Genomic DNA, 16,027 nt, shown 5'->3' on the forward strand with positions numbered 1-16,027 from the left:
CCATGATCTGAGTGAGTCCCACGCGAGGCCTGGACGTGACGGACAGGTTCCCCCTGGCTGCCATCGGCATCGCCAGCAGGTGGGCGTTCAGGTTCGTGGTGCGAACGGCGGGTAGCCATCTGATTCCTTCCTCATGCCTCTGCATACCCTTCCCCGGTATGAGTGGGCCCGCAACGTCTGGTGACGGCTTGCCAGCGCCTCAGAACCGGTCGGCTCTGACAGGGGTGTGACAGGCTGCATCGGTCCATGTCAATATAGAGGCATGTCGATACAGCAGGTCCACGAGGTTGTCATCGTCGGGTCCGGCCCGGCCGGCTACACCGCGGCCGTCTACGCCGCGCGTGCCGGTCTGGCACCCGTCGTGATCGCGGGCTCCGTCACCGCGGGCGGAGCCCTCATGAACACCACCGAGGTGGAGAACTTCCCCGGCTTCCCCACCGGCATCCAGGGTCCCGACCTCATGGAGGCCATGCGCGAGCAGGCCGAGAAGTTCGGCGCCCGCGTGCTGTGGGACGACGCGGAGAGCGTCGAGCTGACCGGCGACGTCAAGACGGTCGTCACGGGCGGCGGCGAGACCTTCAAGGCCCGCGCCGTCATCCTCGCGACCGGCTCCGCGTACCGCGAGCTCGGCCTGCCCGAGGAGAAGCAGCTGTCCGGCAGGGGCGTGTCGTGGTGCGCCACCTGCGACGGGTTCTTCTTCCGCGACCAGCACATCGCCGTCGTCGGCGGCGGGGACTCCGCGATGGAGGAGGCCACCTTCCTCACGCGCTTCGCCTCGAAGGTGACGATCGTGCACCGGCGCGACTCGCTGCGGGCCTCCAAGATCATGGCCGACCGCGCCCAGGCCGACCCGAAGATCGAGTTCGCCTGGAACAGCGAGGTCGTCGGCATCGCGGGCGACTCCAAGGTCAGCGGGATCACCCTGCGCGACACCGTGACCGGCGAGCAGCGCGAGCTCGACACCACCGGCCTGTTCGTCGCGATCGGTCACGACCCGCGCACCGACCTCGTCAAGGGCCAGATCGACCTGGACAACGAGGGCTACATCCTCGTCGAGGGCCGCTCGACCCGCACCAACCTGCCCGGCGTCTTCGCCTGCGGTGACGCGGTCGACCACACCTACCGCCAGGCCATCACCGCCGCCGGTTCCGGCTGCTCCGCCGCGCTCGACGCCCAGGCCTTCCTCACCGGGCTGGCCGACGCCGAGGGCGCTGGCACCCCTGCGGCCCCAAACCCCAGCGGTCTTCCGGCCGCCCTCGCTGACGCCGACGCGCGGGAGGCGGCTCGGTGAGCGCCGACACGACGACCGCCCGTGCGGACGCGACCCGCCGCTTGTCCACCCTGGACCGCTGGCTGCCGGCCTGGATCGGCCTGGCCATGGTCGGTGGCCTGCTGGTGGGCCGCTTCGTCCCGGGCCTGTCGGACGTGCTGGCCTCGATGGAGGTCGGTGGCATCTCCGTCCCCATCGCACTCGGGCTGCTGGTGATGATGTACCCGGTGCTGGCCAAGGTCCGCTACGACAAGGTCGCCTCGGTCACCGGCGACAAGAAGCTGCTGGTCAGCTCCCTGCTGCTGAACTGGATCGTCGGCCCGGCGCTGATGTTCGCCCTGGCCTGGACGTTCCTGCCCGACCTGCCCGAGTACCGCACCGGCCTGATCATCGTCGGCCTGGCCCGCTGCATCGCCATGGTCGTGATCTGGAACGACCTCGCGTGCGGGGACCGGGAGGCCGCCGCCGTCCTGGTGGCGATCAACTCCGTCTTCCAGGTGGTGGCGTTCTCGCTGCTGGGCTACTTCTACCTGACCGTGCTGCCCGGCTGGCTCGGCCTCGACACCCAGGGACTGGACGTCTCGATCGGGCAGATCGCGCTCAACGTGCTGGTCTTCCTCGGCATCCCGCTGGTGGCTGGCTTCGCCTCGCGCTGGATCGGCGAGCGGACCAAGGGCCGCGACTGGTACGAAGAGCGGTTCGTCCCGAAGATCGGCCCGTGGGCCCTGTACGGGCTGCTGTTCACCATCGTGCTGCTGTTCGCCCTGCAGGGCGAGGCCGTGACCTCGAACCCGCTCGACGTCGTGCGCATCGCGCTGCCGCTGCTGGTGTACTTCGCCGTCATGTGGGGCCTGGGCATGGTGCTCGGCAAGTTCCTCGGTCTCGGCTATGCCCGCACGACCACGCTGGCGTTTACCGCGGCGGGCAACAACTTCGAGCTCGCGATCGCCGTGGCGATCGGCACCTTCGGCGCCACCTCCGGCGAGGCCCTGGCCGGCGTCGTCGGGCCGCTCATCGAGGTCCCGGTCCTGGTGGGCCTGGTCTACGTGTCCCTGTGGGTCGCCCGGCGCTGGTTCGCCGTCGACCCCTACGCCATCGAGCCGCCCGCACGAGAGCTGGACGAGGTGAGGTCATGACCACCACCGACACCACCGAGGAGCGCGTGCCGCTGACGGTGCGCGACTCGGACTGCGGGCCCCGCATCGAGGCCCACGCGATCGGCACCGAGGCCGCAGGCGCAGTCGCCGCCACGCTCAAGGCGCTGGCCGAGCCGCTGCGGCTGCGGATGCTGTCCTTCATCGCCACCGCGCCCGCCGGCGAGGCGTGCGTGTGCGACCTGGCCGAGTTGACCGACGTGTCCCAGCCCACGGTGAGCCACCACCTCAAGGTGCTGCGCGACGTCGGGGTGCTCGCCTCCGAGCGGCGCGGCACCTGGGTCTGGTACCGCATCACCCCCGGCTACAAGTCCGCGATCAGCACCCTGCTCGAGTCGTTCGCGCCCGCAGCGCTGGACGCCCTGGGCCCCCGCCCGCACCTGACCGGGCTCGAGGATGCCGACGCCGCCCTGGACCGGCTCGCCGCCGACCTCGCGGCCACGCATCCCGACCTGGCCCGCGACATTGTGCTGCGCACGGTGCGCGAGTCGTACACGGCGCTGGCCCGCTCGGCGAAGGTCTCGGCGCACCTGCTCACCCTCACCGACCGGTTCGTCCGCCAGCGCCTGGCCGACCTGACCCGCGAGGCATCCCGGAATGCCGACGCCGGCGCTGCGACCTCTCCGCAGGTGCTGTTCGTGTGCGTCGCGAACGCCGGCCGCTCCCAGCTCGCCGCCGCGCTCGTACGGCACTACGCCGGCGACCGCGTCGTCGTCCGCTCCGCCGGATCGACGCCTGCGGCGGACGTCCACCCCGCCGTGCGCCCGGAGCTCGCCGCCCTGGGCACCGACGAGCCGTTCCCCAAGCCGCTGACCGACGACGCCGTCCGCGCCGCCGACGTCGTGATCACCATGGGCTGCGGCGACGTGTGCCCGGTCCTGCCCGGCAAGCGGTACGAGGACTGGCTCGTCGGCGACCCTGCCCTGGCCTCCCCGGCCGGAGTCGCGGCCATCCGCGACGAGCTCGACACCCGCGTGCGCGCCCTGCTCGCCGACCTGCTGCCCGAACTCGACCTTCCCACCCCGTGAACGACCGAACCTCGGAGACCACCGTGACCGACACCACCACCACCACGAAGCCGTCCGCCCTGTTCGTCTGCGTGCACAACGCCGGCCGCTCCCAGATGGCCGCCGGGCTCCTACGCGCCCTGTCCGGCGGCGCCGTCGAGGTCCGCTCCGCCGGTTCCATGCCCGCCGACCGCATCAACCCCGTCGCCGTCGAGGCCATGGCCGAGGTCGGCGTCGACATCACCGCCGAGCAGCCCAAGGTGCTCACCACCGACGCCGTCCAGGCGTCCGACGTCGTGATCACCATGGGCTGCGGCGACGCCTGCCCGATCTTCCCCGGCAAGCGCTACGAAGACTGGCAGCTCGACGACCCCGCCGGCCAGGGCATCGAGGCCGTGCGGCCCATCCGCGACGAGATCGAGCGCCGCGTGCGCGGCCTGCTCGCCTCGCTCGACGTCGAGCCCGTCGCCCTGCCCACGGCGTGAGCTGCTAGCTCGTAGGACGAGGATGCCGGCCACACCCTGAGGGTGTGGCCGGCATCTGTGTTGAGCCAGGCAGGTCCGTCGTCGATGTGTCCGACCCGCGGGTCCGCTCAGTGAGCGTCGTCCTCTTCGGCCAGTTCCTCGAGGACTTCGAATGGCGACTCGACGTCGCCTCGCCAGGCTTCGACACCCTCGCGGATCGCCAGGACGGCGACGACCAGCGCGGCGACGGAGTCGGCCCACATCCACCCGAACAGCGAGTTCGCGAGCAGTCCGATCAGCACCGTGCCGGACAGGTAGATGCACAGCAGGAGCTGCTTCGCGTCGGCCTGGACGCTGCGCGACCCGAGCTCGCGGCCGGTGCGGAACTCGAACCAGGCCAGGACCGGCATGATGATCAGGCTCGCGACGGCGATGCCGATCCCGAGCGGGCTGTGGTCGACGTCCGCCTGGCCGGTTAGGCTCAGGATGGCGTCGACAGTGACGTAGGCGGCCAGGGCGAAGAATGCGATCGCGATGGCGCGGACGGTGGCCTTCTCCCATCGTTCGGGGTCCTTGCGGGTGAACTGCCAGGCGACCGCAGCGGCCGAGGCGACCTCGATGACCGAGTCCAGGCCGAACCCGATCAGCGCGGCTGAGGACGCCTGCGCGCCGGCCGTGATCGCGATGACGGCCTCGATCACGTTGTAGGTGATCGTGAAGGCGACGATGAATCGCACCCGCCGGTGCAGGCGCTTCCTCCGCTCTTCGGTGAGGGTGGTGTTCATCGCACGCACGCTCCTGCGCACTCGGGCGTCGGGCAGCCGCCGTCGATGCACGGGGCGTCCTCGTCCACGGCGAGGGTCACGTCGATCAGCATCACCAGCGCGCGCGCCAGGCGCGGCTCGGCGATCTCGTAGCGCGTCTGGCGGCCCTCCGGCTCGGCGACCACGATGCCGCAGTCCCGCAGGCACGTCAGGTGATTCGAGACGTTGGAGCGGGTGAGCTCCAGCTCGCGCGCGAGCACTGCCGGGTAGCTCGGTCCGTGCAGCAGGGACATCAGGATGCGTGAGCGCGTCGGGTCGGCCATGGCACGCCCGAGACGGTTCATCACGTCGAGACGCGAGGCAATGGTCAGCATGGGCTGACCATACAGCACTCGCTGACCTAATATCTCGAGGTGTCCGTCGTCGGGGGCACAACGCCCGACCCTCGTAACGCACGCGGCACGCGGCTTCGGATCTTCCCCGACAACCGAGAGCAGCTCAGCGCCGTCGACAAGAGCACCGGCAGGCTCAGACGAGCGACCTCTGCAGCAGCGTGGTGCCCAGCCACCGGTCGAACTTGCGCCCGACTCGTTCGAGACGGCCGGCGTCGGTGAACCCGGCCCGCCGGTGCAGCGACAGGGAGGCGGGCGAGTCCATGTCCGCGACGACGGCGATCACCTCGCGCGCGCCGGCCCGCCCCGCCTCCTCGACGAGGCGCGCCATGAGCTGCGTGCCGACGCCGCGGCCCGTGTGCGCGGGGTCGAGGTAGATGGAGTCCTCCACCGTGTGCTCATAGGCGGGCCGCGGTCGCCACGGGCCGACGTACGCGAACCCCGCGACGTTGCCGCCCGAGTCCGCGACCAGGAACGGCCACCCGCCGTCCCGGACGGCGTCGAGCTTCGCATCCCACAACGGGCGTCCCGGCGGGTCCAGCTCGAACGTCGCCGTCGAGGTCAGGACGTAGTGGTCATAGATGGCCGCGACCCCCGCCGTGTCGGCGGGAGTCGCGGCGCGCGCCGTAAGGCTCACACGTCCTCGCCGTCGCCCGAGCGGCCGTGCACGATGCCCGACGCGAACCCGACGCCCGCGGGGGCGCCGACGCCGAGCGTGACGAGCTGCGGCTCGGCCGGAGCGCTCCCGCAGCACGACCCTGCGGCGGACTCGCCGTCCGCCTCCATCGCCAGGTCCGTGGAGCACACCCCGGTGGCGGGAAGGTTCAGCTCGACGGCGTCGGCCGCAGCCCGGTCGCCGGCCAGTGCGGCGGCGACGGAGCGTACCTGCTCGTAGCCGGTGGCCAGGAGGAACGTCGGCGCGCGGCCGTAGGACTTCATGCCCACGAGGTAGAAGCCGTCGTCCGGGTGGGACAGCACCTGCTCGCCGTGCGGCGGCACGGTGCCGCACGAGTGCTGGTTCGGGTCGATGAGCGGCGCCAGCGCGCTCGGCGCCTCCACGACAGGGTCGAGGTCGAGCCGCACCTCGCGCAGCATGCCCAGGTCGGGGCGGAAGCCGGTGGCGTTGACGATCGCGTGCACCTCCAGGGCGAGCGGCGCGTCCTTGGCGGTGCCGAGCACCTGCACCGACCCCGCGCCGGGGACGAGCTGCTCGATCGAGGCCCGGGTGAGCAGCCGCAGCCGCCCGGCGTCGACGGCGTCCTTGAGCCGCGTGCCCAGCAGCCCGCGGGCGGGGAGCTCGTCGTCGGTGCCACCGCCGAACAGCCGGCGGGCCGAGCCACCGCGGATCGCCCACGTGATCGTGGTGCCCGGCGTCGCCTCGGCCAGCTCCACCAGGCTGAGCAGCGTGTTCGCCGCGGAGTGACCCATGCCGACCACGAGGGTGTGCCGCCCGGCGAAGCGGTCGCGGTCGGCGCCGAGCACGTCGGGCAGCGGGCCGGTGACGAACGCCGCGGCGTCGGGCTCCCCGGCCGCGGGCAGCCCGCTCACGCCGAGCGGGTTCGACGTCGAGAACGTGCCGGACGCGTCGATCACCGCCCGCGCCAGGACGTCGGTCACGCGGCCGTCCGCGCCGACGGTCCGCACGCGGTAGCCGCGGCGGTCGCGGCCCAGCGAGCGCGTCTTGTCCGCCCCGTCCCGCGCGACCGCGAGCACCCGCGTGCCCGTGCGCAGCCGCGAGGCGATCGCCGGCGTCGCCGCCAGCGGAGCGAGGTAGCCCTCGACGAGCTCACGCCCGGTCGGCAGGGCGTCGGGATCGGGCGACGTCCAGCCGGCGGGCTCCAGCAGACGGCGCGCCGCGGCGTCGACGTCGTACCGCCACGGAGAGAACAGGCGCACGTGCCCCCACGAGGACATCGCTGCGCCGGCCCGCTCGCCGGCCTCCAGCACCAGCGGCTCCAGCCCTCGCTCCAGCAGGTGCGCCGCCGCGGCCAGGCCCACCGGGCCCGCGCCGATGACGACCACCGGCAGCTCTGCTCGCACCGTCTCGACCATCACGCACTCCCCCGTATTGATGAACTTCGATGACTGCGGACCACAACATATCCACATTCTTCGATGCGTGGCAAGATGGGGGCATGACCGTGACGGACCTGGCCCTCGAACCCGTGTCGTCGTCCTCCCCGGCGGCCGCATGCTGCGGACCCGCCGACGACTCCGCCGTCGACCACGAGACCGCCGTCGACGTCGCCCGCCGCTTCAAGGCGCTCGCCGACCCGGCCCGCGTGCAGCTGCTCTCGATCGCCGCCGCGCACGAGGGGCACGAGGTGTGCGTCTGCGACCTGACCGACCCGCTCGGCCTCGCGCAGCCCACGGTCAGCCACCACCTCAAGATCCTTGTCGAGGCGGGGTTGCTCGAGCGCGAGCAGCGCGGGCGCTGGGCGTACTACTCGCTGGTGCCGGGCGCGCTCGGAGGGCTCCAGGCCACGCTCGGCCGGATCGTCGCGCCGCAGGCATAGCCGGCGGTGCGCGCGGCGGCCCCCCGATCCCCGCGCACACACCCTCGCCCGGGCCCGCGCACGTTTTCGCCGAGCCGATCCCCGTACGCACCCTGGCCTGCGCCGACGCCGTCACTACCGGTGCGTACGGGGTCCGTACGGGGTAGCTACCCCGTACGTTTGCGGTAACGCACCGTGTCCACCATCGAGCCATGGACACCTCGCCCCGCCCGCGCCTCCGGGAGACGGCCCGGCGGTGCCGAATCGGCACCGCTGAGCGGTCGGCGTCCTCCAGGCCGTGGGGCGTGACGTCGACGGGACGGCGTCTGACGATCGCCGGGCGAGGCCTCTTCGGGGAAGTCAACGGTGCCGCGGACTCACCGGCACCGTGCGACCTGCGCAAGTGCGTCTGCGCCGCACTGAGCGACGCCCGCGGTCATCGCTCATGAGGTCGGCGGCCTTACGGCCGCGCCGACGGGATCGTGATTGCCAGCCTGTCGCGCAGCTCGTCGAGGTCGACGCGGATGAGTCTGCCCACCCGGTACCCGGTGACGGTTCCGTCGGCGATGCGCCGGCGGATGGTCTTCACCGACACGCTGAACTCCTCCGCCGCGTCGGCGAGGGCCACGAGATGCCCGCGCGGCCCCGACCGGTTCTCCGTGTTCGTGGTTCGCATGATCGTTCTCCTTCCAGCGACGCCACTGCGGCGTTGTCACGACACAGGTGTTCCGCCGTGCCCAGAAGGCACCCCGTGTTCCCTGCCGGTACTCCGGCCACGGTCCGGTATGCCTATCGACGACCGCCTGGGACCGGATCCGACGAATCTGGAAGCACCAGCGTCACCTCTTCGCGATCCTCGTCAGGGCACTATCACTCATCCGATCGGCGAGCTCGCGGTCCCGTTCCATCGTGGCGTGCTGGTATCGCAGGACTACTTGGATGTCAGAGTGGCCGCCACGGCGCATCAGCTCGGCGAGCGTCGCGCCCTCCTGGGCGAAGATCGTCAGGCCGGTGTGCCGCAGGTCATGGAACCGAAACCGCTCCGGCAGGCTGGACACCGCGTCGCGCGCCTCTGCCCAGACGTAACCCCATTTGGTGTTGGAGAGTGGCATTGCGCTGCGGGGGCTGCCCGGAACGAGCGGCGACCTCGCTTCTGCTGCGACATGGGCCCGAAGATGCTCGGCCAAGCGTTCGCGCATGATTCTCGGGACGCTCATCGACCGCTTCCCTGCCTCGCTCTTCGGGTCCGAGTAGTCTCCGGTGTTCGCGTTGAGCTGGCGGCGGACAGACAGCGTCGCGGTTCCGTCGTCGTGCCACTGGATGTCCCTGCGCTGGAGTCCGAGCGCTTCGCCCCGCCGCAGCTGGCACCATGCGGCGAGCATCACCATGATCCGCCACGGCTGCGGCGTCGCCTGGTACAGCGCCTCGACCTGCGCGGGGGTCGCAACGTCTTCGCCCGGATCGTGACCGGCGTCGTGCCGGACGGGCATCTGCCTGGGGATGCTGACCAGCGGGGCCGCCGCGGTGATCCCCTCCCGTGCCGCCTGGCGCAGGATCATCATCAGCACCACGAGCACTGGTCGCGTCACGCCGTTGCGTCCCGAGTTCGTGTTGAGCTCCGACGGAATCTTGTCCAACCGTTGCTTGAGCAGCATGACCCGTGCGGCATCGATCGATCGCACCGGGGTGTCGCCGAACTCGGGGACGAGGTATCGGTCGAGCTTGCCCTTGTAGTCGCGGATCGTCGCTGGGGCCCGCATCCTGCCGCTGCGGTTGGGGGTCTGCCGGATCATCGTGAGCCATTTCTCGGCGTACTCACGGAAGCCGATGGCTTGTGCCCGCGCGGCCTCCTCCGCCAGCCTCCGACGCGCCGCGGCCGCCGCCGGCGCCTCCCACTCGCCGCGGGCGATGCGGGTCTGGGTCGCGGCGAGCCAGGCCCTCGCGTCCGTCTTCGTCTGGAACGTCAGCCCCGTGTCGTCAGCGGTTCTTGCTGTGTACGTCCGACCGTCCGGCGCCGGGTAGCGGACCTGCCACCGGCCGGAGGGCAGCTTGCGGAGGCTTCCCCACGCCTCTCGCTTCGTCGTCGTGCTCATCGCGCCCTCCCGCAGGCCAGGCTGTGGCCTCGTGCCACGCCGTGCCACGGCACGAGGCGAGTCGGCGTCGGCCGTCGGAACCCGCGGAATGTCGCGGATCGCAGGCCGTCGAACGCCTGCCCTCTGGCACGCTGTGGCACGAGCCCGGCAGCTCCGCGAACCGCAGTTCGGCTCGTCGGGCCGCCTCGCTCTCGTCTGACAGGTGTGCGCGTGCCACCTGCGTGCCACTCCGACTGGGTTCTCGGGTCCATCGTCGACCTCCGGTGTCCACGGCGAGTGGGCACGCAAAGAGGCCCGGACCTGCGGAAGTCCGCGGGTCCGGGCCTCTGATCAGCCGGTTCGGCGACCTGGGCCTGAGACGGGTCTCAGAAGTCCCAGTCGTCGTCCTCGGTGGCCACGGCCTTGCCGATGACGTACGACGAGCCCGACCCGGAGAAGAAGTCGTGGTTCTCGTCGGCGTTCGGCGACAGCGCGGCGAGGATGGCCGGGTTCACGGCGGTGTCCTCCTTGGGGAACAGCGCCTCGTAGCCCAGGTTCATCAGGGCCTTGTTGGCGTTGTACCGCAGGAACGCCTTGACGTCCTCGGTGAGGCCGAGGTCGCCGTACAGGGCGTCGGTGTACTCCACCTCGTTCTCGTACAGCTCGAAGAGCAGCTCGAAGGTGTAGGCCTTGAGCTCGTCCTGCTCGGTCTGGCTGACCTGCGCCAGGCCCTTCTGGTACTTGTAGCCGATGTAGTACCCGTGCACGGCCTCGTCGCGGATGATGAGGCGGATGAGGTCGGCCGTGTTCGTGAGCTTGGCGCGGCTGGACCAGTACATCGGCGCGTAGAAGCCGGAGTAGAACAGGAACGACTCGAGCATCGTCGAGGCGACCTTGCGCTTCAGCGGGTCGTCGCCGCGGTAGTAGTCGAGCACGATCTCGGCCTTGCGCTGCAGGTGGGGGTTCTGCTCCGACCAGGCGAACGCCTCGTCGATCTCCCGCGTCGAGATCAGTGTAGAGAAGATCGACGAGTAGCTCTTGGCGTGCACCGACTCCATGAACGCGATGTTGGTGTACACCGCCTCCTCGTGCGGCGTCAGCGCGTCGGGGATGAGGGACACCGCGCCGACCGTGCCCTGGATGGTGTCCAGCAGCGTGAGGCCGGTGAACACGCGGGTGGTCATGAGCCGCTCGGCGTCGGTGAGCGTGTGCCACGACTGGATGTCGTTCGACACCGGCACCTTCTCCGGCAGCCAGAAGTTGCCGACCAGGCGGTCCCAGACCTCGAGGTCCTTCTCGTCCTGCAGCCGGTTCCAGTTGATCGCGCTCACGCGATCGATGAGCTTGAGCTTCCCCGTGGGCGCCATCTCTGTCTCTTCCCCGAATTCCTGATAGTTGCTCGACGCGGTCACAGCATGCAGCTGACGCAGCCCTCGATCTCCGTGCCCTCGAGGGCCATCTGCCGGAGACGGATGTAGTACAGCGTCTTGATCCCCTTGCGCCAGGCGTAGATCTGGGCGCGGTTGACGTCGCGCGTCGTCACCGTGTCGGGGAAGAACAGCGTCAGCGACAGGCCCTGGTCCACGTGCTGCGTCGCGGCGGCGTAGGTGTCGATGATCTTCTCGTAGCCGATCTCGTACGCGTCCTGGTAGTAGTCCAGGTTGTCGTTCGTCATGTACGGCGCCGGGTAGTACACGCGACCGAGCTTGCCCTCCTTGCGGATCTCGATCTTGGCGGGCACCGGGTGGATCGACGACGTCGAGTTGTTGATGTAGCTGATCGACCCGGTGGGCGGCACGGCCTGGAGGTTCTGGTTGTAGATGCCGTGCTCCATGACCGAGGCCTTGAGCGCACGCCAGTCGTCCTGCGTCGGGATCGCCACGCCGGCGTCGGCGAAGAGCTGCGCGACGCGCTCCGTGGCGGGCTTCCACTCGCCGTCGGTGTACTTGTCGAAGTACTCGCCCGTGGCGTACTTGGAGTCCTCGAACCCGCCGAACGCCTTGCCGCGCTCGATCGCGAGGCGGTTCGACGCCGCGATCGCGTGGTACGCGACCGTGTAGAAGTAGAGGTTCGTGAAGTCCACGCCCTCCTCGGAGCCGTAGTAGATCCGCTCGCGCGCGAGGTACCCGTGCAGGTTCATCTGGCCGAGGCCGATGGCGTGCCCGAGCTCGTTCGCGCGGCGGATCGACGGGACCGACTCGATGCTCGTCTGGTCCGAGACGGCCGTGAGCGCACGGATCGCGGTGTCGATCGTCTTCGCGAAGTCCGGCGAGTCCATCGTCTTCGCGATGTTCAGCGAGCCGAGGTTGCAGGAGATGTCCCGGCCGACGTGGTCGTAGGACAGGTCCTCGTGGAACGTCGACGGCGTCGAGACCTGCAGGATCTCCGAGCAGAGGTTCGAGTGCGTGATGCGGCCCTTGATCGGGTTCGCCGCGTTCACGGTGTCCTCGAACATCACGTACGGGTAGCCGGACTCGAACTGCAGCTCCGCGATCGTCTGGAAGAAGTCGCGGGCCTTGATCGTCGTCTTCGTGATGCGGTCGTCGGCGACGAGCTCGTCGTACTTCTCCGAGATGGAGATGTCGGCGAACGGCTTGCCGTAGACGCGCTCGACGTCGTACGGGCTGAACAGGTGCATGTCCGCGTTCGTCTTCGCCAGCTCGAACGTCACGTCCGGGATGACGACGCCGAGCGAGAGCGTCTTGATGCGGATCTTCTCGTCCGCGTTCTCCCGCTTGGTGTCGAGGAACCGCATGATGTCCGGGTGGTGCGCGTGCAGGTACACCGCGCCCGCGCCCTGGCGCGCCCCGAGCTGGTTCGCGTACGAGAACGAGTCCTCGAGCAGCTTCATCACGGGGATGACGCCGGACGACTGGTTCTGGATGTGCTTGATCGGGGCGCCGTGCTCGCGGATGTTGCTCAGCAGCAGGGCCACGCCGCCGCCGCGCTTGGACAGCTGCAGGGCGGAGTTGATGCCGCGCGCGATCGACTCCATGTTGTCCTCGATGCGCAGCAGGAAGCAGGACACGGGCTCACCGCGCTGCGCCTTGCCCACGTTGAGGAACGTCGGCGTCGCGGGCTGGAACCGTCCGGAGACGACCTCCTCGACGACGTCGCGCGCGACCTGCTCGTCGCCGTCGGCCAGGCCGAGGGCCACCATCGAGACGCGGTCCTCGAAGCGCTCGAGGTACTTCTTCCCGTCGAACGTCTTCAGCGTGTACGACGTGTAGTACTTGAACGCGCCGAGGAACGACTCGAACTGGAAGTCCTTCGAGTACGCGAGCCGGAACAGTTCCTTGACGAAGGTGCGCGAGTACTTCTCGAGGACCGCCGGGTCGTAGTACTTGTTCTCGAGGAGGTAGTCGAGCTTCGCGTCGAGGGTCTCGAACTGGATCGTGTTCGGCACCACGTGCTGCTCGAAGTAGGCCGTGGTGGCCTCGCGGTCCTTCTCGAACTGGATCTGGCCGTCCGCGCCGTACAGGTTCAGCATCGCGTTGAGCGCGTGGTAGTCCAGCTGCACGCCCTGCAGCGGCACCGGGGTGGCCCCCGCGACCTCGGGGGTCGTCGTCGAGCTCACGCCGAGATCAGTGACTGTCGTTGCCAAAATCGTCCCAATCCGTCACGGACGCGCGTGGCGTCCTCAGCCGTCCCCAGGAGTTCGAAGGCGTACAGGTAGGGCACCTGGCACTTCGCGGAGATGATGTCGCCGGCGATGCAGTACGCAGCGCCGAAGTTGGTGTTCCCCGCGGCGATGACGCCGCGGGCGAGCGACCGGTTGTGCGGGTCGTTGAGGAACTCGCGCACGCGCCGTGGCACGGCGCCGCCCTCGTTGCCCCCGCCGTAGGTCGGGACCATGAGCACGTAGGGCTCGGTCACCGTGAGGAAGCCGTCCTGCTTGCGCACCGGGATCCGGTGCACGGACATGCCGAGCTCCTCGAGCCCGAGGCGTCGGACGAACCGGTGGGTGTTCTCCGACACGCTGGAGAAGTAGACGAGAGAACTCATGCTCAGCCTCCCCCCGGATGCTGCTACCAGGCCGACGCGTTGCGTCGAGGAACACGCACGGCGCCCCGGGTCGGGTGTCGAAGCCCGGGGCGCCGGCCGTTCGTGGGTGCGGGGTCGCGACCTGCGCGCCCCGCGTCCTGTCGAGTCTGTGCCGAGGTACGCGTCAGGCCGAGACGGCCTGCTGCGCCGCGACCGCGGCGATCTGGTCGGGACGGAAGCCCGACCAGTGCGTGTCGCCGGCGACGACGACGGGCGCCTGCAGGTAGCCGAGGCCGCGGACCATCTCGAGCGCCTCGGCGTCCTGCGTGATGTCGACCACGGTGTACTCGACGCCCTTGCGGTCGAGGGCGCGGTAGGTCGCGTCGCACTGCACGCAGGCCGGCTTGCTGTAGACCGTGATGCTCATGTGTCTCTCCCTCTCTGCGCTCCCCACCGGGGGCTTCGTCCGACCGGTGTCGCGACCCTGCGAGCCGGTCCCCTCGACGGGCCCCGAAAGGGCCCGGACCAGGGATGACGCCCGTGGAACTACGCCGGTGTGCTTTGTTCGAAGGGCTGTGCGCCCCGCGTGCTCCAAACACTACACCTAGTGGTCGGGGCTCGCGCGGGGCCGACATCTTGTGGTTGACACCGCTGTCATTCGTCGAACACCCCTCGCACCGAACGCTCACGAACAGCCTCCCACGAGGGTCTGACACCCCCTCGTCCACAGGGACGGCAGAGGTCCGTCAACACCGTTCCGGGCGTCCTTCCGCAGCACCGTGCGGGTCTCGCCCGGATGTCCACAGGCGGTGGGCGACCGGCGTCCACAGCATGTGCGCGACGACGCGGCGCCGCGTCCCCGCGCCCGGCCCGCTCGACGGGCGGTCGGCCGGCACCCGGACGGGCCGGCAGAACGGACATTCCCGACGGCGAGGCGGTCGAAAAGTCGTCGAGGTCGTCGGCGTGTCGCGCACGGTGGTGTGTCGCACACCGGCCCTCGGCCCCGGCGGCTCAGTCGGCGGCGCGAGGCGCGGGGACCGCGCGCCAGCCCGCGGGGTCGACGCCGCCCGGCACCGCCGTCGCGGGGTCGTACGGCGTGCGGGTGAAGTGGAAGGTGCCCACGTCGAGCGCCTGCGCAGCCCCGGCCTCGAGGAGTCGCAGCCGTTCCCCCCGCCAGTAGCCGCCCTCCACGCCGATCCAGCCGCCGTCGGACGACCGGGCGAACACCGTCCCCCGACCGTCCGGCGCGCTCAGGTCCACGCGACCGTCGGCGCGCGGGGACAGCGTGTACGGCATCGGCCCCCAGTACCAGGTCCCGGCCAGCGCGGCGGCATCGGGATCGACGGAAGCAGCCGCCGCGGGGGCGGGACCCTGTGCGCCCAGGAGGTCGATCAGGAACGACGCGTCGCCGAACCCTGCGGTCGAGCTGCCGCAGACGGCGACGACGTCGCCCGTCGCCGCATCGGCGCGCAGCGTCGCGGTGAACCCGGGCACGGACCCGCCGTGGCCCACGGTCCGACGAGCCGCGCGCCCGCCCTCGCCCGGTCCGTGGTGCACGGAGACGCCCAGCCCCCACGCGGCGGTGAACGGCACGCCGTCGTCCACCACCGCCCGGGGCGTCGTCATCCGCCGTCGCCAGGCGAGCGGGAGCACGTCGTCCCCGGCGCCGCCAGCCGCGCCGACCAGCCACGACCCGAACCGCACCAGGTCCGACGGGGTCGACCACACCTCGCCCGCCGGGCCCATCGCGCCGTAGGCGGCCACCGGCTCCACGAGGACCGTGCCGTCGTGGGGGTGCACCGCGTACCCGACGGCGGCGTCCCCCGACGGCGTCCGCCCGGTCCCCGTCATGCCCAGGGGCGTCCAGACCTCGTCGCGCAGGACGGCGTCCCACGACCGGCCGTGCGCCTCCTCGAGCAGCCGCCCCAGCACGGCGTAGCCGACGTTGGAGTAGTGGTGCCGCTCCCCCGGCTCCCAGAGCGGCACGACGCCGGACGCGACGAGGGCGTCCCACGTCCCCGCGCCGTGCCGCTCCCACCACGGCCCCGGCGGCTCGGCGGGCAGCCCGGCGGTGTGCGTGAGCAGCTGGGCGACGGTGGCGTCGGGGGCCGGGGCGTCGGCCAGGTGCCGCCCCACCGGGTCGTTGAGGCCGAGCCGCCCCGCGTCCGCCAGGCGCAGCACCGCCACCGCCGTCATGGGCTTGGTGATCGACCCGATGCGGAACGCCGTGCCCGAGTGGGCCGGCGCCCAGCCGGCGCTGCCGGTCCACACCACCTCGCCGGCGCGCCCCACCGCGGCGGAGAGGGCCGGCACCCGGCGCTCCCGGCACCGGGCGCGCAGGGCGCCGTCGAACCGGGCGGCCTCGTCCGGCATGGTGGTGGGCGACGGGTCGGGACGCGCGGCGGTCATGCCCGCACGGTAGTGC

Annotated in this window: 16 protein-coding genes; 5 read left to right on the plus strand and 11 right to left on the minus strand. The window is 70.8% G+C overall.

Annotation, left to right across the window (positions count from 1 at the left end; genetic code table 11):
- Nucleotides 1–262: 262 nt before the first annotated feature.
- From trxB to ABZ493_RS13090, 4 genes are read left to right on the plus strand one after another with little or no spacing between them, the layout of a single operon-like run.
- Nucleotides 263–1,291, plus strand: coding sequence for a thioredoxin-disulfide reductase (trxB, locus tag ABZ493_RS13075; protein ID WP_344244739.1), 1,029 nt, complete (start codon nucleotides 263–265; stop codon nucleotides 1,289–1,291).
- Entirely contained in the window at nucleotides 1,288–2,406 is a 1,119-nt protein-coding gene (gene arsB, locus ABZ493_RS13080; protein WP_344244741.1) for an ACR3 family arsenite efflux transporter, read from the plus strand. Before trxB ends, arsB begins: the two co-directional genes overlap by 4 nt.
- Complete coding sequence (locus ABZ493_RS13085) at nucleotides 2,403–3,452, plus strand: metalloregulator ArsR/SmtB family transcription factor (protein ID WP_430582590.1); 1,050 nt, start codon at nucleotides 2,403–2,405, stop codon at nucleotides 3,450–3,452. The genes arsB and ABZ493_RS13085 overlap by 4 nt, the downstream gene beginning before the upstream one ends.
- Before the next feature lie 23 nt (nucleotides 3,453–3,475).
- Complete coding sequence (locus tag ABZ493_RS13090) at nucleotides 3,476–3,916, plus strand: arsenate reductase ArsC (protein WP_430582591.1); 441 nt, start codon at nucleotides 3,476–3,478, stop codon at nucleotides 3,914–3,916.
- 107 nt (nucleotides 3,917–4,023) lie between these two features.
- On the opposite strand, the gene ABZ493_RS13095 is transcribed toward ABZ493_RS13090, so the two are convergent.
- The 4 genes from ABZ493_RS13095 to ABZ493_RS13110 all read right to left on the minus strand — a co-directional run bounded on the left by ABZ493_RS13095 (nucleotide 4,024) and on the right by ABZ493_RS13110 (nucleotide 7,103).
- Nucleotides 4,024–4,680 (minus strand): cation transporter, encoded by a 657-nt coding sequence (locus ABZ493_RS13095; RefSeq protein ID WP_344244747.1) that lies wholly within the window; start codon nucleotides 4,678–4,680, stop codon nucleotides 4,024–4,026.
- Complete coding sequence (locus ABZ493_RS13100; RefSeq protein ID WP_111251531.1) at nucleotides 4,677–5,033, minus strand: Cd(II)/Pb(II)-sensing metalloregulatory transcriptional regulator CmtR; 357 nt, start codon at nucleotides 5,031–5,033, stop codon at nucleotides 4,677–4,679. The genes ABZ493_RS13095 and ABZ493_RS13100 overlap by 4 nt, the downstream gene beginning before the upstream one ends.
- A 154-nt stretch (nucleotides 5,034–5,187) precedes the next feature.
- Entirely contained in the window at nucleotides 5,188–5,688 is a 501-nt protein-coding gene (locus ABZ493_RS13105) for a GNAT family N-acetyltransferase (protein ID WP_344244751.1), read from the minus strand.
- A complete protein-coding gene (locus ABZ493_RS13110) occupies nucleotides 5,685–7,103 on the minus strand; it encodes an FAD-dependent oxidoreductase (protein WP_344244753.1) in 1,419 nt (472 codons plus the stop codon). The genes ABZ493_RS13105 and ABZ493_RS13110 overlap by 4 nt, the downstream gene beginning before the upstream one ends.
- A gap of 83 nt (nucleotides 7,104–7,186) precedes the next feature.
- On the opposite strand from ABZ493_RS13110, the gene ABZ493_RS13115 reads away from it, so the two are divergent.
- The gene (locus ABZ493_RS13115; RefSeq protein WP_344244755.1) at nucleotides 7,187–7,567 is read left to right on the plus strand and encodes an ArsR/SmtB family transcription factor; all 381 of its coding nucleotides are present in this window, start codon (nucleotides 7,187–7,189) and stop codon (nucleotides 7,565–7,567) included.
- A 439-nt stretch (nucleotides 7,568–8,006) separates the two neighbouring features.
- On the opposite strand, the gene ABZ493_RS13120 is transcribed toward ABZ493_RS13115, so the two are convergent.
- From ABZ493_RS13120 to ABZ493_RS13150, 7 genes are all read right to left on the minus strand, one after another.
- Nucleotides 8,007–8,222 (minus strand): helix-turn-helix domain-containing protein, encoded by a 216-nt coding sequence (locus tag ABZ493_RS13120; RefSeq protein WP_344244757.1) that lies wholly within the window; start codon nucleotides 8,220–8,222, stop codon nucleotides 8,007–8,009.
- Between the two features lie 163 nt (nucleotides 8,223–8,385).
- A complete protein-coding gene (locus ABZ493_RS13125; RefSeq protein ID WP_344244759.1) occupies nucleotides 8,386–9,639 on the minus strand; it encodes a tyrosine-type recombinase/integrase in 1,254 nt (417 codons plus the stop codon).
- A gap of 365 nt (nucleotides 9,640–10,004) precedes the next feature.
- Complete coding sequence (gene nrdF, locus ABZ493_RS13130) at nucleotides 10,005–10,985, minus strand: class 1b ribonucleoside-diphosphate reductase subunit beta (protein WP_430582592.1); 981 nt, start codon at nucleotides 10,983–10,985, stop codon at nucleotides 10,005–10,007.
- 41 nt (nucleotides 10,986–11,026) lie between these two features.
- Nucleotides 11,027–13,153 carry a class 1b ribonucleoside-diphosphate reductase subunit alpha gene (gene nrdE, locus ABZ493_RS13135; RefSeq protein ID WP_430582645.1) on the minus strand — a complete coding sequence of 709 codons (2,127 nt, stop codon included), beginning with the start codon at nucleotides 13,151–13,153 and terminating at the stop codon, nucleotides 11,027–11,029.
- A gap of 38 nt (nucleotides 13,154–13,191) precedes the next feature.
- Nucleotides 13,192–13,623: a class Ib ribonucleoside-diphosphate reductase assembly flavoprotein NrdI gene (gene nrdI / locus ABZ493_RS13140; protein WP_430582593.1), complete on the minus strand. Its 432-nt coding sequence runs from the start codon at nucleotides 13,621–13,623 to the stop codon at nucleotides 13,192–13,194.
- A gap of 163 nt (nucleotides 13,624–13,786) precedes the next feature.
- Nucleotides 13,787–14,029 (minus strand): glutaredoxin-like protein NrdH, encoded by a 243-nt coding sequence (gene nrdH, locus ABZ493_RS13145; protein ID WP_380243423.1) that lies wholly within the window; start codon nucleotides 14,027–14,029, stop codon nucleotides 13,787–13,789.
- 584 nt (nucleotides 14,030–14,613) lie between these two features.
- Complete coding sequence (locus ABZ493_RS13150) at nucleotides 14,614–16,011, minus strand: serine hydrolase domain-containing protein (protein ID WP_430582594.1); 1,398 nt, start codon at nucleotides 16,009–16,011, stop codon at nucleotides 14,614–14,616.
- Nucleotides 16,012–16,027 lie beyond the last annotated feature (16 nt).

Source organism: Isoptericola sp. NPDC019482 (genome assembly GCF_040632295.1).
GTDB lineage: Bacteria > Actinomycetota > Actinomycetes > Actinomycetales > Cellulomonadaceae > Isoptericola.

What these genes read in the sequence shown, in the direction of transcription:
- ABZ493_RS13125 (WP_344244759.1), bottom strand. Translation starts at nt 9,639, where the DNA reads ATGAGCACGACGACGAAGCGAGAGGCGTGGGGAAGCCTCCGCAAGCTG.
- nrdF (WP_430582592.1), bottom strand. Translation starts at nt 10,985, where the DNA reads ATGGCGCCCACGGGGAAGCTCAAGCTCATCGATCGCGTGAGCGCGATC.
- ABZ493_RS13100 (WP_111251531.1), bottom strand. Translation starts at nt 5,033, where the DNA reads ATGCTGACCATTGCCTCGCGTCTCGACGTGATGAACCGTCTCGGGCGT.
- ABZ493_RS13095 (WP_344244747.1), bottom strand. Translation starts at nt 4,680, where the DNA reads ATGAACACCACCCTCACCGAAGAGCGGAGGAAGCGCCTGCACCGGCGG.
- ABZ493_RS13120 (WP_344244757.1), bottom strand. Translation starts at nt 8,222, where the DNA reads ATGCGAACCACGAACACGGAGAACCGGTCGGGGCCGCGCGGGCATCTC.
- ABZ493_RS13085 (WP_430582590.1), top strand. Translation starts at nt 2,403, where the DNA reads ATGACCACCACCGACACCACCGAGGAGCGCGTGCCGCTGACGGTGCGC.
- ABZ493_RS13110 (WP_344244753.1), bottom strand. Translation starts at nt 7,103, where the DNA reads ATGGTCGAGACGGTGCGAGCAGAGCTGCCGGTGGTCGTCATCGGCGCG.
- ABZ493_RS13115 (WP_344244755.1), top strand. Translation starts at nt 7,187, where the DNA reads ATGACCGTGACGGACCTGGCCCTCGAACCCGTGTCGTCGTCCTCCCCG.
- nrdI (WP_430582593.1), bottom strand. Translation starts at nt 13,623, where the DNA reads ATGAGTTCTCTCGTCTACTTCTCCAGCGTGTCGGAGAACACCCACCGG.
- trxB (WP_344244739.1), top strand. Translation starts at nt 263, where the DNA reads ATGTCGATACAGCAGGTCCACGAGGTTGTCATCGTCGGGTCCGGCCCG.
- ABZ493_RS13150 (WP_430582594.1), bottom strand. Translation starts at nt 16,011, where the DNA reads ATGACCGCCGCGCGTCCCGACCCGTCGCCCACCACCATGCCGGACGAG.
- nrdH (WP_380243423.1), bottom strand. Translation starts at nt 14,029, where the DNA reads ATGAGCATCACGGTCTACAGCAAGCCGGCCTGCGTGCAGTGCGACGCG.